Origin of the sequence: Phocoenobacter uteri (assembly GCF_900454895.1) — a bacterium.
GTDB lineage: Bacteria > Pseudomonadota > Gammaproteobacteria > Enterobacterales > Pasteurellaceae > Phocoenobacter > Phocoenobacter uteri.
In genome coordinates this window covers 1,257,297-1,270,179 of record NZ_UGTA01000001.1, presented here as the reverse complement: position 1 = coordinate 1,270,179, position 12,883 = coordinate 1,257,297, and the positions used below count along the sequence as shown (strand labels likewise).

Here is a 12,883-nt window from a genome sequence, read left to right as displayed (position 1 = left end):
TCATAATGAAAGGAGACAAATGATGCCAAATATTCTTGCGACTCGAATTGATAACCGCCTTGTTCACGGACAGGTTGGTATGACTTGGACAAGCTGGTTAGGTGCTAACTTAGTGCTTGTTGCAGACGACATTCTTGCAGAGGATAAAGTGCAACAAAATCTAATGGATATGGTGTTAGCTGATGGGGTGCAATCACGTTATTTTTCTGTTCAGAAAACCATTGATGTGATCCATAAAGCGTCACCAAAACAAAAAATATTCTTGGTTTGTCGTACACCGCAAACCGTATTAGCCTTAGTAGAAGGAGGGGTGCCGATTAGTGCCGTTAACGTAGGTAATCTTCATTTTGCAGAAGGTAAGAAACAAATCGATAAAACCGTGAGTGTGACAGAAGACGATATTCGTTGTTTTAAAGCACTTGTGGAAAAGGGTATTCCTTGCACCGTTCAAGGTATTCCTGCCGATGCTAAAAAAGACATTTTGTCATTACTTTAACTTAATCTTAACTTAAATTAGGAGAATGCTATGGAAGTTGTTACTGACGTCAGTTTGATGCAAGCTTTACTTATAGCGCTTTTTGCCGGTATTGCTGGTATTGATTTATTTAACGTACTTACACATATCCACCGTCCAATTATTACAGGTCCAATTGTGGGTTTAATTCTAGGTAAACCAGAAGCAGGTCTAGTTGCTGGTGCAACCTTTGAGTTAATGTGGATGGGACTTGTTCCACTTGCAGGGGCTCAGCCACCTAACGTAGTACTTGGCGGTATCATCGGTACTGCATTTGCTCTTGTTACAGGGCAAACCGCTGAACAAGCGATCTTAGTTGCTGTACCATTTGCGATTTTCGTTCAAATTTGTATCACTTTATTATTCACCGTGTATTCACCGTTAATGAGTGTTGCGGATCGTTATGCGAAAAAACTTAACTTTGCCGGTATTGCAAACCTTAACTATTTAGGTATGACAATCTTGTTCTTCTTCTACTCAATTATTGCGTTTGCAGTTATCTATTTTGGTGCAGAAGCAGCACAAGGCTTTGTGAAGTTAATTCCTAAATGGGTAACAGATGGTTTAGGTTTTGCAGGTGGTTTAATGCCAGCGATCGGATTTGGTATCTTGTTAAATATTATGCTTAAAAAACAATATGTTGCTTATTTCATCTTAGGCTTCTTATTGTCAGCATACTTCAAACAACCATTACTTGCGATTGCATTGATCGGTTTAGTCTTCGCGTTAATCGAGTTCTTTATCCGTGGCGATGCACCAGCGGAAGGTAGTCATTCAACTCAAACTGAAACTGAAGAAGAGGGAATTTAAGATGACAGATATGAATAAAACCGTTGATCCAGATGTTTATGAAGATCAAACCAAACAAAAAGTCATTACTAATAAAGATATTTCAAAAATGGCTTGGCGTTCACTATTCTTACAAGCAAGTTTTAACTATGAGCGTATGCAAGCAAATGGTTGGTTATACACTATTTTACCAGGCTTACGCAAAATTCATAAAAATGAAGAAGACTTGAAAAAATCAATGGGAATGCACCTTGAATTCTTCAATACGCACCCATTCTTAGTAACCTTCATTTCAGGTTTAGTACTTGCGATGGAAGAATCAAAAGAACGTGTTTCAACGATTCGTGCAATTAAAATCTCAACAATGGGTCCAGGTGGTGGTATCGGTGATGCGGTATTCTGGCTAACCTTACTTTCTATCTGTGGTGGTGTGGGTGCTTCATTCTCACTTAACGGCTCTTGGTTAGGTCCTATTTTCTTCTTAGTTGCGTTTAACCTTGTACACTTCGGTTTACGTTTTGGTTTAGCGAGCTACGGTTATAAAATGGGGGTTTCAGCGATTGCTAACCTGAAAGAGCAAACCAAACGACTCGGTCACGCCGCGTCTATTGTGGGGTTAACTGTAATTGGGGCAATGACGGCAAGTTATGTTCGCTTAGAAGCTGGACTACAAATGATTCGCCACGTACCTGGGGTTGAAAAACCTTATATTTATACTTTACAAGGCGACTTAATTGACCCAATTATGCCTAAATTATTACCATTATTATGGACACTAATGATTTTATGGCGCATTAAGAAAGGGGACAGTGCGTTACGTTTAGTAATGTTCACAGTCATCTTTGGTCTAGCGTGTACTTTAATTCCAGTATTAGTGAAAATGATGTTCGGTGTTGATATTATCGACCCAGCAGTATTAGCAACTCGTATGGGATAATCCTAGCGAATAAGTAATCAGAAAAAGGGGTAAATGAGAAAATCGTTTCCCCTTTTTCAATTTTCAACATAACCAATTTTTTATTATCACGGGAGCAGAATATGACAATCGGCATTATTGTTTGTGGGCACGGGCATTTTGCAACAGGGATTACTTCAACACTCGAATTAGTTGCAGGGGAACAAGAAGATTATAAAGCAGTAGATTTTGATGGAAGCTGTGATTTTGGGGTATTACTTCAACAAGCCGTTGGAGAATTAAATTGTGAAAAATTGATTTTCTTTACAGATATTTTAGGGGGAACGCCATTTAGACAAGCATCAATTATCGCATCACAACGAGAAAATTGTGAAGTGGTAACTGGTACAACGGCACAAATGTTAATAGAGGCTTGCCTAGAAAGAGAGGAGTATGATAATTTAAGCGACAGTGTTAATGAACTTATTGAAAGTGCACGTCAAGGCATCACAACGTTTGCACTGCAAATGAGCCAAAATCAAAATACTCAAGCCGATGATGACGGTATTTAACGAATGGATGAAAAATAATGATTTACTATCAAAATGCAGCCATATTTGATGGCAATAATTTACTTTACGGACATAGTCTAGCGGTCGAAAATGATCGCACTTTTGCAGTTATTCCAAATGAACAACTTCCTGCGGATGCTAACATTATTCAACTAAACGGCGGAATTTTAACACCGGGCTATGTTGAATTACAAGCAAACGGTGGCGGTGGTGTGCTGTTCAATGATGAACCGAATATTGAAGGCTTAAAAACCATTATAGCGGCACATCGTAAATTTGGTACAGTCGCTATTTTACCAACCTTTATTACGGATACTCCGGAAAAATTAGAGCAAGGTTTAACAGCAATTCAAGAGGGGATTAAACAAAAGCTACACGGTTTAATTGGTGGGCATTTTGAAGGACCTTTTATCAGCTTAGAGAAAAAAGGGACACACCAACCTGCTTATATCCGCAAACCAACCCAAGAAGATTATGATCGTTATGCAAAAGAAGGATTAGGTAATAGCTTAGTGACCGTTGCTCCAGAACAAGTGCCTGCAGATTTTATCAAGCACCTTGTGGATCACGGTTTTAAAGTCAATGCAGGTCACACAATGGCACAAAAAGAGGATATGTTGCGAGCATATAGTATGGGATTAACAGGTGTCACCCATTTATATAACGCAATGCCACCATTACAAGGCAGAGAGCCTGCCGTAATCGGTACAGCTTGTACATTGGGCTTATATTGCGGTGTGATTGTAGATGGTGTTCATAGCGATCCATTCTCATTAAAAACGGCTTATAAATTGCTTGGAAAAGATCGCTTACACCTTGTTACCGACAGTATGCACACGATCGGTGTTGAAGGCATAGAATCCTTTGATCTAATGGGACAAAAAGTCTTTGTGCAAGGCAATAAATTAGTGAATGAAAACGGCTCATTGGCAGGTGCTCATATCACAATGGAACAAAATGTGAAAAATGCCCTGAAATTTATGCAAGCGAGCGTGGTTGATGTGTTAACAATGGCGATCACAACCCCAGCAAAACATATTGGACGAGAAGATTTAGCGACTATTCTTAATCGTGAAATGTGTGATATTCTGTATTTAGATGATGAACTAAGTTTACAAGAATTACCAAACTAATTTAGCATTTCTTTCAGAAACAAAAGGCACAAGCGGTTAAGTTTTGTGCCTTTTTTGCAAATATTATTATGTAATAATATGGTCGATAGAAGCTTCTATTTTAGATTTGAGATAATTTTTTATTAAAAATTGTATTGTGACTCTATCTCTCTTTTTTATTGCAAGAAAAGTAAAAAAAACGTTGAACTGTATATTCAAACAGTATATTATCATCAGTAATAAATTAGTTCTAATACAACCCACAAGGAATAACAATGGCTGAGAAAAAATCATCTAAAAATACGGGTGTTCAAATAAATAAAACTGAACAAGAAAAAGAAAAAGCACTTGCAGCAGCCCTTGCTCAAATTGAGAAACAATTTGGTAAAGGCTCAATTATGCGTTTAGGCGAGAATAAAAAGCTAGATATTGAAGCGGTATCAACAGGTTCATTAGGCTTGGATATTGCGTTAGGTATTGGCGGATTGCCAATGGGACGAATTGTTGAAATTTATGGTCCTGAATCATCGGGTAAAACAACCTTAACCCTTTCTGCTATTGCACAAGCACAAAAAGCAGGTAAAACCTGTGCATTTATTGATGCTGAACACGCATTAGATCCTATATATGCAACGAAATTAGGCGTTGATACTAACGAATTGTTAATTTCACAACCAGATCACGGTGAACAAGCATTAGAAATTTGTGATGCATTAGTTCGTTCTGGGGCTGTTGATGTGATTGTTGTGGATTCAGTTGCTGCATTAACACCAAAAGCTGAAATTGAAGGGGATATGGGCGATTCTCATATGGGATTGCAAGCTCGTTTAATGTCTCAAGCATTACGTAAACTGACTGGAAATATCAAAACTGCAAACTGTTTAGTGATTTTCATCAACCAAATTCGTATGAAAATTGGGGTGATGTTTGGAAATCCTGAAACAACAACAGGGGGAAATGCATTAAAATTCTACGCTTCTGTACGTTTGGATATCCGTCGTTCTACACCAATTAAAAATGGTGATGAAATTATTGGTAATGAAACCAAAGTTAAAGTGGTTAAAAATAAAGTTGCTCCACCATTTAGAGAAACCGTTTTTGATATTATGTATGGCGAAGGTATTTCTAAATATGGTGAATTATTGAATCTTGCTGTAGATCAGAAAATGATTGGTAAAGCAGGTGCTTGGTTCTCTTATGAAGGCGAGAAAATTGGTCAAGGAAAAGCAAACGCTATTAAATGGTTAAAAGAAAATCCAGAAACAATGGCGAAGATTGAAGCGGATATTCGTGACTTGTTAATGAATAAAAAAGAAGCTGATTTTGTTGAACTAGACTATGTTGAAGATGAAACAGTAGATAGTGTAGTAACAGAAGACGAATTCTAGTCTTTAATCTAATTATTCCCTCTATTTGAGAAAAGTAGAGGGAGTTTTTCTAAAAAAAATTTTATGTCTAAATATACCGCGATACAATATGTCGTTTACTTACTTGCTCGCCGAGATTATAGTGAATATGAGTTACGCCAAAAAATGGCTCAAAAAGAGTATTCTGAAAATGAGATAGATGAAGCTATTTTTGATGCACAAACACAAAATTGGCAGAGTGATGAGCGTTTTTGTGAGAGCTATATACGTTACCGTTCATCTGCTGGTTTTGGAATAAGAAAAATTCAGTATGAATTACAACGTAAAGGTGTTTCATCAGATATTATTTCAAGAAAAATAGATGAGAGTGAAGTTGATTGGTATAGCTTGGCAGAAACTGTCTTTTTTAAGAAAAAACCATCTGACTGGGATATGAAAGCAAAGCAGAAAATGTGGCGATTTATGATGAGTCGAGGTTTTGACAGTGAATATTTTAGTGATTTAATGAATGGACATTATGATGAATAAAATTACTTTTTTTACTCGTTTCGAACAAGATATTCTTAGTGGCAAAAAAACAATTACTATCCGTGATCATTCAGAATCACATTTTAAACCAAATCAAATTTTAGATGTATTTACTAATGAAACGGATCGCTTTTTTGCTAAAATCAAAGTGAAATCTGTGACGCCTATTCTATTTGATGAGTTAAATGAAACTCATGCAAAACAAGAGAATATGTCGCTAGATCAGCTAAGGGACGTTATTAAAGACATTTATCCAAATGATAATGAATTTTTTGTTATTGAATACCAATTAGTATCATAAATGAGTATTTTTCAATCTAAAAAACACGCTGAAAATTGCCCTGAATGTGGTGCTTCTTTACAAATGAAGCGAAGCAAACAGGGATTATTTTTAGGCTGTTCAGCCTATCCAAGTTGTGACTATTTAAAACCGCTACACAATGCAACACATATAATTAAAAATCTTGATGAACACTGTCCAGAATGTCATAACCCATTACAGTTAAAGCAAGGGAATTATGGTATGTTCATAGGGTGTAGCAACTATCCCGATTGTGATTTTACTGTACATGATGAAACCGAAGAAATAGAGTGTTTCTGTCCACAATGCGATGAGAATAAATTAGTTGCTAGGCAAGGTCGCTCAGGAAAAACATTTTACGGTTGTGCTGGATATCCTCAATGTAGATTTACATTGTTTAGCAAGCCTATTCAAAAAGAATGCCCGCTTTGTCATAGTCATATTGTGACGGCAAAAAAAGTAAGAGGAAAAAAAGTCTATACTTGTATAATGCCATCTTGCCAACATTCATTTATAGAGGAAGAATAATGTATTCTTTGGAACAAGTCGTTGAACAATTTTTTCAAAATAACGTCATTGCTTATCCAACAGAAGCTGTTTTTGGCTTAGGTTGTAATCCGAATAGTGAAGAAGCTGTAAATAGATTACTCGCATTAAAAAAACGCCCGAAGGAAAAAGGGCTTATTCTGATTGCATCAGAGCCAAAGTTTCTATTGTCTTATATTGATACCGAAAGATTAACAGAGGCTGAATGGCAACGATTTAATACAATTCAAGAGCAGGCGATTACTTGGATAATGCCCGCAAAATCAAGTGTTCCTGATTATTTAACAGGACAATTTGATACTATAGCGGTCAGATTATGTAAACTTTTTGCAATTTCTCAGCTTTGCACTGCAACACAAAGTGCTATTACATCAACGAGTGCTAATTTATCTGGAATGCCACCGTGTCGTACATCTGATGAAGTTCAACAACAATTTGGTATATCTTTTCCTATTCTTAATATGCCAACAGCAAACAAAGCAAATCCGTCCGAAATTAGAGATATTTTCACTCAGAAAATTTTTAGAGAAGGATAATTTATGAATCGTTATGCTGTTTGGGGGAATCCTATTAAACATAGTCTATCCCCAGTTATTCATCAACATTTTGCCAAACAAACAAATAAACAAATCGAATATGTTGCTCAACAAGGGGATAACACCTTATTTAAACAACAGATCTCACAATTTTTTGAATTAGGGGCAAAGGGAGCAAATATAACAGCACCCTTTAAGGAAGTAGCCTTTCAGCTTGCTGATGAGCATAGTGAATATTGTTTATTAGCAGAAGCTTGTAATACCTTGAAAAAGTTATCAGATGGGCGATTATATGCAGATAATACCGATGGAATGGGGCTTATTTTTGACTTGAAGCGATTAGGTTGGTTATCAAAAAATCAAAAGGTTCTTATCTTAGGGGCTGGCGGAGCAACACAAGGTGTTTTGTATCCTCTGTTAAAAGTACAACAGAAGATAACTATTTATAATCGAACTTTTAGTAAAGCGGTTAAATTATCAGAGAAATTTGCAAAATATGGCAATATTGGCGTGAACTCTTTTGATGAACTACAAACCAACTCTTTTGATTTGATTATCAATGCAACTTCTGCTGGCTTACAAGGGCAATGTATTGTATTACCAGAAAATCTTTTTCAAAAAAATACAAAAATTTATGATATGCAGTATGCACCCAATATGAATACCGCCTTTCTTAACTATGCGAAGAAAAATAAAGAACAAAATATTCAAGATGGATTAGGAATGTTAGTGGCTCAGGCAGGATATTCTTTTTATATTTGGGAACAAATACAGCCAGAAATAGAACTAGTTCTACAAGAAATCAGAAGAAAAATAGATAAGAAAATATAAATAATGGATAAATTGAAAACAAAATGTTGATTTTACATTCAAACGATACAAAAAACTGAATTTTTAATAAAAAAGTATTTGACGAACCCTCCCTAAATCAGCATAATACACCCCGCAAAGCCGATATGGTAAAGCAGAAAATAAAAATGGCTATGTAGCTCAGCTGGTTAGAGCACAACACTCATAATGTTGGGGTCACAAGTTCGAATCTCGTCATAGCCACCATTTTTATTTTTAACTGCGGAAGTGGCGAAATTGGTAGACGCACCAGATTTAGGTTCTGGCGCCGCGAGGTGTGTGGGTTCAAGTCCCTCCTTCCGCACCATTTTTTCGGTTTGTATTTTAAGGTTTTTGGGGTATCGCCAAGCGGTAAGGCACTGGGTTTTGATCTCAGCATCCCTAGGTTCGAATCCTAGTACCCCAGCCATATTAACCTAATGTTAAACTAACTTTTGTTAGTTTTTTCTTTTTTTGGGGTATCGCCAAGCGGTAAGGCACTGGGTTTTGATCTCAGCATCCCTAGGTTCGAATCCTAGTACCCCAGCCATTCATTCTCTTCACTCTGTAAATTAACTTTTCTGTTACATAAAATAATTTGTTTTATTGTATGTTAAATTGTAAATTTTAGCTAAAATCTAACCGCTTATACAACAATATGTAACTATTATTTTAGATGTATTTAATCTTATAGAACTTTTTACAAAAATCTTATCTAATAATTGGACTACTTTTAATCTATTTCTATCTTCAAGCCATCGGGGTGTAAAAGATAAAATAATAAGGAGAAATCATAATGAAGAAAACATTAGTCACTATTGCTATCGCAACTACATTAGCAGGGTGCCAATTAACCCCACAACAAGAAACTGCTCTCGGTGCTTTGGGTGGAGCTGTTGCTGGTGGTGTTATTGGTCATCAATTTAATCATAAAAATGGTCGCTACGTTGGTGCGGTTCTTGGGGCGTTAGCTGGTGGCGGTATTACTTATTATATGACTCAGCAACAACAGGATTTAGAAAAAGTATTGGAAAAATCAGGCATTTCTGTTACTCGTATTAATGATTCAACAATCAAGCTAAATATTCCAAGCGATATTACTTTTGCTGTAAATAAAGCTCAATTAAGTCAAGGAGCTATGAATTCTTTAAGTGCGGTAGCGAATGTACTTAATAAATATAAAGCAACAGCTATTCACGTTTTAGGCTTTACTGATAGCACAGGAAGCGATAGCTATAATTTAACACTTTCTCAAAAGCGTGCTGAATCAGCAGCTAATTTCCTTGCTTCTCGTGGTGTCGTTGCTGGGCGTATTGTTGCAACAGGTTATGGCGAAAGTCACACCATTGCTAATAATGATACAGAGCAAGGTCGTGCGATGAATCGTCGTGCAGAAATTTATATTCGTGCAATTGAAAAAGGTAATGAGCAGAGTGCTTATAGCCCAATTTATTGATTAGATAAGATAAAAAAGCCATTGTGATGTTTTACAATGGCTTTATGTATTTTGGATCAAATTTTAATATATTCTATATCAATATCTAAATAGGCTTTTGCAAGACTTTCTGTTACTTGCTTATGGCTTAGACCAGCTTCTTTCTCTACCATCACAATTCTATTGATTTTTACTTCACTTAAACTATTTAAACGTCGATAGTTTAATGCACTCTGTAATGGGGGGAAGCTAGGATTGAATGCGGCATTTTCTACATAGCGTCCTGTAATAACTTCGCCATTATCTAATGATAAAGCCACACCACAGAAAGCCTGACTATAAGGTGCGTGAGATTTATTTAAGGCTTGTAATGCTGATTGAGCAACATTGTCATTACGATTTAGTGTAAATTTATGATCTTGTTCATCAAATAATAATTTTGAAATATTAAGATCTTTTGGACCGAATGAATCAGGTAAATAGGAATGTAATAAATTATTTTGAGAATGAGGAAGGTGGACTTTTAAGTTTGAGGATACATTGAGCTCATTTAAAAATTGACGACAATGTCCACAAGGGGTGTAATTTACAACAATATCCGTTATGGATTCTTCATCAGCGTGCCAAGCATGGCTAATTGCACTTTGTTCAGCGTGAACGGTTTGTGCAATGGCTACACTGTTATATTCTTGATTTGCTCCAAAATAAAATGTTCCTGATTTTCCAATTGCAACAGCCCCCACATTAAAGTTTGAAATTGGTGTTAGGCCATAGCAACTTGCGATAGATAAACAGTTTAATGCTAGTTCAATTGTTGATAATTGGAATGTTTGACAAAATTCTTCAACAGTATTTGCTGATAATTGTCCTTTAAAAGAATGAATTGAGAGGTGATCAATAATAGCTGAAACGACAGCGTTATTTTCTTGTTGTGCTAATTGCATTAAACGTTCTGAGATAGTGTTATTTTGCATAATTACCCTCCTATTTATGCACTAATCTTGATCCTCTTTCTACAATTACGCCAACGCTGTTAGCTTGTGCAACAGCTTGTGGCTTGTGCAACTCAATTTTGATCCACGGAATATTAAATCTTACTTTTAATAATTTTACTAATCGGTAAGCGATAGTTTCAACTAGATCAAAATGTTGTGATTCTACAAATTTGATAACAGCTTGAGAAACAGTTGCATAGTTTAAACAGTTTGCAACATCATCCGATTGAGCCGCTTTTTCAAAATCCCACGCCATCTCAATATTAAACACTAAACGTTGTTTAATCGTTTTTTCCCAGTCATAAACGCCCACAGAGGCAAAAACAGTAAGTTCTTTTATAAATATAATATCCATCATTGATCGGTTTTAATTATTAAGTGATAGCACCCTAAATTTATTACAATAATTGTAGTTTTTGTTAGAAATATAAAGCCAGTTGCAATAACGTTATTCGCTTTTCTGATGATTGATAGGCAAGAATATAGAGACAACTGACCGCGTGGCAAAGATACCATATTTTCTATATATTGCAATATAAACGTGATTATATTCACAATAGTTTGTGCGATTTCTTACATTCTATTTTTCGATGTAAGCTTTTGTTTAGTTAAATACTTTCGCCTAAATGAATTTGATAGCCTAAATTGATAATATGGCTTTGTTGGGGGTGATTATTTAAACGTTCTAACAATTGCGTTGCAGCAACTTTGCCGATTTCCAAACGAGGCGTGATAACGGTGGCAAGTTGAGGTGTCATTGATTGACCGACATTGTGTCCGTGAAAGCCTGCGATGGCAATTTGCTTTGGTACTGCAATACCCAAACGCTGACATTCAAATAATGCCCCGATGGCTAAGTCATCATTGGTGCAAAAAATCCCATTTATATCAGGATATTGTTTTAATGCTTGGTGTAATTGTTTCGCCCCTAAGCTGAAAGATGAGGATTCTTCCGTAATGATACAGCGTGGTGTTAAAGCGTGTTTTTGCATTGCTTGTTGATAGCCTTGCATTTTCAGTTGGGTACGTTTATCCATTCTCGCACAAAAATAGACAATATTTTTATGCCCTCTATTTATGATAGTTTCAGTCATTGATTGAGCGGCTGCCACATTATCAAAACCGATAGCTTGATATCCCCCAATCTCTGAGCATTCCATAATTTCTATCACGGGAATATTCGCTGTTTTCAGCATTTTTAAGGTACGAGGGCTATGATGATTTTCAGACAAAATCAAGCCATCAACATTATAAGAAAGCAAACTTTCAATACGTTGTTCTTCTTTTTTAATGCTATAACCGTAGTGAGCAAGCATTGTTTGATAGCCAGCAGGATCGGTAACGGTTTCAATGCCTTTAATCACATTAGCAAACACTTGGTTGGTTAAAGAAGGAACAAGCACACCAATAGCGTGGCTTTTGGCATTAGAAAGAATATCAGGGGCTCGATTTGGAATATAGCCGAATTCTTCAATCGCAACAGCTATCTTTTTACGCGTTGCCTCTGCCACTGAATCAGGATTACGCAAATAACGGCTTACCGTCATCTTAGTAATCCCTAAATGTGAGGCAATATCTTGTAATGTTGGGCGTTTGTTTTTTGTCATTCTACTAAGCTACTTTGATGATAACTGAAACCTGATCACTTTGTGATAACGGTTTATCAATACGGGCAGTTTCCACACAAACCATTGTTTTATAACCCTCTTCACTCATTCCGCTGGTTGCTTTATGCCACGGATTCCAAAATACGGTATTACTTGCATTTTTATGAGAGATTTCAATATTACGTTGATAAATAGGATCAACAATGTGATGCGTTGCATTGTTTGAAATCGCATAAATACAGTCAATATTTTCAGCAACTTGGCGTGGCGAAGGCACTTGTTCTGGTTGTTGGGTCAGTGAATTGAAGCAACTTGTTGGCAAACCTTCCACCGAGATAGGATTGATATCTGCGATATTAAAATAGCTATGCAATGCCACTTCGGCATTTTCCACGCCATAGTGTTTAAAGTTAAGTTCACAGCTATCTGAAAACGTCATTGTGATTTTTGCTTCAATCAGATCATCATCAGAAAAAAGTGAAAATGCTAATGTTGCGTTGTCTTCAGTGATTTGATAATCACTTAATTGCCACATTGAAATGCGAGCATAGCCGTGCGAAGGCGAGCTTTTACCGCCAAACCAAGGATAACAAACCGGTACACCGCCACGAATCGCAGTGCCAAGTTTAAAGGGTTCAACCTCACTCAACCAGAGTACATTTTGAGCGGTGTGTTTAGGCTGCCAACTTAATAAATGTGCCCCTTGTAGTGAAATGATCGCTTGTCCAACGGGATGATCTAAGACGATCATAGGAATTTCATTATATTGCTGTAAGCTAAGCGTTGGGGCGATTTGTTTGATAAATTGAGGTTGAATGTTTAACATTTTAATGATCCTTTGATTTTTTTATTTTTGTA

The 12,883-nt window shown here is 36.4% G+C and carries 16 protein-coding genes and 4 tRNA genes; 16 read left to right on the top strand and 4 right to left on the bottom strand.

Annotated elements, in window-relative coordinates:
• Positions 1–19 precede the first annotated feature (19 nt).
• The 16 genes from agaV to DYE60_RS05725 all read left to right on the top strand — a co-directional run bounded on the left by agaV (position 20) and on the right by DYE60_RS05725 (position 9,444).
• Positions 20–496 (top strand): PTS N-acetylgalactosamine transporter subunit IIB, encoded by a 477-nt coding sequence (gene agaV / locus DYE60_RS05800; RefSeq protein ID WP_218563619.1) that lies wholly within the window; start codon positions 20–22, stop codon positions 494–496.
• 30 nt (positions 497–526) lie between these two features.
• The gene (gene agaW, locus DYE60_RS05795) at positions 527–1,324 is read left to right on the top strand and encodes a PTS N-acetylgalactosamine transporter subunit IIC (RefSeq protein WP_115315684.1); all 798 of its coding nucleotides are present in this window, start codon (positions 527–529) and stop codon (positions 1,322–1,324) included.
• Position 1,325: 1 nt separating this feature from the next.
• On the top strand, positions 1,326–2,240 hold the full coding sequence (locus DYE60_RS05790) for a PTS system mannose/fructose/sorbose family transporter subunit IID (RefSeq protein ID WP_115315683.1): 915 nt from the start codon (positions 1,326–1,328) through the stop codon (positions 2,238–2,240).
• Between the two features lie 101 nt (positions 2,241–2,341).
• Positions 2,342–2,770, top strand: coding sequence for a PTS galactosamine/N-acetylgalactosamine transporter subunit IIA (gene agaF / locus DYE60_RS05785; RefSeq protein WP_115315682.1), 429 nt, complete (start codon positions 2,342–2,344; stop codon positions 2,768–2,770).
• Positions 2,771–2,787: 17 nt separating this feature from the next.
• The gene (gene nagA, locus DYE60_RS05780; protein ID WP_218563618.1) at positions 2,788–3,903 is read left to right on the top strand and encodes an N-acetylglucosamine-6-phosphate deacetylase; all 1,116 of its coding nucleotides are present in this window, start codon (positions 2,788–2,790) and stop codon (positions 3,901–3,903) included.
• Positions 3,904–4,157: 254 nt separating this feature from the next.
• Complete coding sequence (gene recA / locus DYE60_RS05775) at positions 4,158–5,270, top strand: recombinase RecA (RefSeq protein ID WP_115315680.1); 1,113 nt, start codon at positions 4,158–4,160, stop codon at positions 5,268–5,270.
• Between the two features lie 63 nt (positions 5,271–5,333).
• Entirely contained in the window at positions 5,334–5,777 is a 444-nt protein-coding gene (recX, locus tag DYE60_RS05770) for a recombination regulator RecX (protein WP_115315679.1), read from the top strand.
• Positions 5,770–6,078: a N(4)-acetylcytidine aminohydrolase gene (yqfB, locus tag DYE60_RS05765; protein ID WP_115315678.1), complete on the top strand. Its 309-nt coding sequence runs from the start codon at positions 5,770–5,772 to the stop codon at positions 6,076–6,078. The genes recX and yqfB overlap by 8 nt, the downstream gene beginning before the upstream one ends.
• Positions 6,079–6,606 carry a DNA topoisomerase family protein gene (locus DYE60_RS05760; RefSeq protein WP_115315677.1) on the top strand — a complete coding sequence of 176 codons (528 nt, stop codon included), beginning with the start codon at positions 6,079–6,081 and terminating at the stop codon, positions 6,604–6,606.
• The gene (gene tsaC, locus DYE60_RS05755; protein ID WP_115315676.1) at positions 6,606–7,160 is read left to right on the top strand and encodes an L-threonylcarbamoyladenylate synthase type 1 TsaC; all 555 of its coding nucleotides are present in this window, start codon (positions 6,606–6,608) and stop codon (positions 7,158–7,160) included. The genes DYE60_RS05760 and tsaC overlap by 1 nt, the downstream gene beginning before the upstream one ends.
• Before the next feature lie 3 nt (positions 7,161–7,163).
• Complete coding sequence (aroE, locus tag DYE60_RS05750) at positions 7,164–7,991, top strand: shikimate dehydrogenase (protein WP_115315675.1); 828 nt, start codon at positions 7,164–7,166, stop codon at positions 7,989–7,991.
• Positions 7,992–8,139: 148 nt separating this feature from the next.
• Positions 8,140–8,216 (top strand) — tRNA-Met (locus DYE60_RS05745).
• Between the two features lie 15 nt (positions 8,217–8,231).
• A tRNA-Leu gene (locus DYE60_RS05740) sits at positions 8,232–8,316 on the top strand.
• A 27-nt stretch (positions 8,317–8,343) separates the two neighbouring features.
• A tRNA-Gln gene (locus DYE60_RS05735) sits at positions 8,344–8,418 on the top strand.
• A 45-nt stretch (positions 8,419–8,463) separates the two neighbouring features.
• Positions 8,464–8,538, top strand: a tRNA-Gln gene (locus DYE60_RS05730).
• Positions 8,539–8,784: 246 nt separating this feature from the next.
• A complete protein-coding gene (locus tag DYE60_RS05725) occupies positions 8,785–9,444 on the top strand; it encodes a YiaD family glycine zipper/OmpA-like lipoprotein (protein ID WP_115315674.1) in 660 nt (219 codons plus the stop codon).
• A gap of 56 nt (positions 9,445–9,500) precedes the next feature.
• On the opposite strand, the gene cdd is transcribed toward DYE60_RS05725, so the two are convergent.
• The 4 genes from cdd to DYE60_RS05705 all read right to left on the bottom strand — a co-directional run bounded on the left by cdd (position 9,501) and on the right by DYE60_RS05705 (position 12,851).
• Positions 9,501–10,397, bottom strand: a complete 897-nt coding sequence (cdd, locus tag DYE60_RS05720; protein ID WP_115315673.1) for a cytidine deaminase — start codon at positions 10,395–10,397, stop codon at positions 9,501–9,503.
• 10 nt (positions 10,398–10,407) lie between these two features.
• Entirely contained in the window at positions 10,408–10,776 is a 369-nt protein-coding gene (folB, locus tag DYE60_RS05715; protein ID WP_115315672.1) for a dihydroneopterin aldolase, read from the bottom strand.
• Between the two features lie 250 nt (positions 10,777–11,026).
• The gene (gene gntR / locus DYE60_RS05710; RefSeq protein WP_115315671.1) at positions 11,027–12,025 is read right to left on the bottom strand and encodes a gluconate operon transcriptional repressor GntR; all 999 of its coding nucleotides are present in this window, start codon (positions 12,023–12,025) and stop codon (positions 11,027–11,029) included.
• Between the two features lie 4 nt (positions 12,026–12,029).
• Positions 12,030–12,851 carry a D-hexose-6-phosphate mutarotase gene (locus DYE60_RS05705; protein WP_115315670.1) on the bottom strand — a complete coding sequence of 274 codons (822 nt, stop codon included), beginning with the start codon at positions 12,849–12,851 and terminating at the stop codon, positions 12,030–12,032.
• Between the last annotated feature and the right edge of the window lie 32 nt (positions 12,852–12,883).

Excerpts from the sequence above, each read along its gene's own strand:
- folB (WP_115315672.1), bottom strand. The coding sequence starts at position 10,776 with ATGATGGATATTATATTTATAAAAGAACTTACTGTTTTTGCCTCTGTG.
- agaV (WP_218563619.1), top strand. The coding sequence starts at position 20 with ATGATGCCAAATATTCTTGCGACTCGAATTGATAACCGCCTTGTTCAC.
- recX (WP_115315679.1), top strand. The coding sequence starts at position 5,334 with ATGTCTAAATATACCGCGATACAATATGTCGTTTACTTACTTGCTCGC.
- tsaC (WP_115315676.1), top strand. The coding sequence starts at position 6,606 with ATGTATTCTTTGGAACAAGTCGTTGAACAATTTTTTCAAAATAACGTC.
- aroE (WP_115315675.1), top strand. The coding sequence starts at position 7,164 with ATGAATCGTTATGCTGTTTGGGGGAATCCTATTAAACATAGTCTATCC.
- DYE60_RS05790 (WP_115315683.1), top strand. The coding sequence starts at position 1,326 with ATGACAGATATGAATAAAACCGTTGATCCAGATGTTTATGAAGATCAA.
- DYE60_RS05705 (WP_115315670.1), bottom strand. The coding sequence starts at position 12,851 with ATGTTAAACATTCAACCTCAATTTATCAAACAAATCGCCCCAACGCTT.
- agaW (WP_115315684.1), top strand. The coding sequence starts at position 527 with ATGGAAGTTGTTACTGACGTCAGTTTGATGCAAGCTTTACTTATAGCG.
- agaF (WP_115315682.1), top strand. The coding sequence starts at position 2,342 with ATGACAATCGGCATTATTGTTTGTGGGCACGGGCATTTTGCAACAGGG.
- gntR (WP_115315671.1), bottom strand. The coding sequence starts at position 12,025 with ATGACAAAAAACAAACGCCCAACATTACAAGATATTGCCTCACATTTA.
- recA (WP_115315680.1), top strand. The coding sequence starts at position 4,158 with ATGGCTGAGAAAAAATCATCTAAAAATACGGGTGTTCAAATAAATAAA.
- DYE60_RS05760 (WP_115315677.1), top strand. The coding sequence starts at position 6,079 with ATGAGTATTTTTCAATCTAAAAAACACGCTGAAAATTGCCCTGAATGT.
- yqfB (WP_115315678.1), top strand. The coding sequence starts at position 5,770 with ATGAATAAAATTACTTTTTTTACTCGTTTCGAACAAGATATTCTTAGT.
- DYE60_RS05725 (WP_115315674.1), top strand. The coding sequence starts at position 8,785 with ATGAAGAAAACATTAGTCACTATTGCTATCGCAACTACATTAGCAGGG.
- nagA (WP_218563618.1), top strand. The coding sequence starts at position 2,788 with ATGATTTACTATCAAAATGCAGCCATATTTGATGGCAATAATTTACTT.
- cdd (WP_115315673.1), bottom strand. The coding sequence starts at position 10,397 with ATGCAAAATAACACTATCTCAGAACGTTTAATGCAATTAGCACAACAA.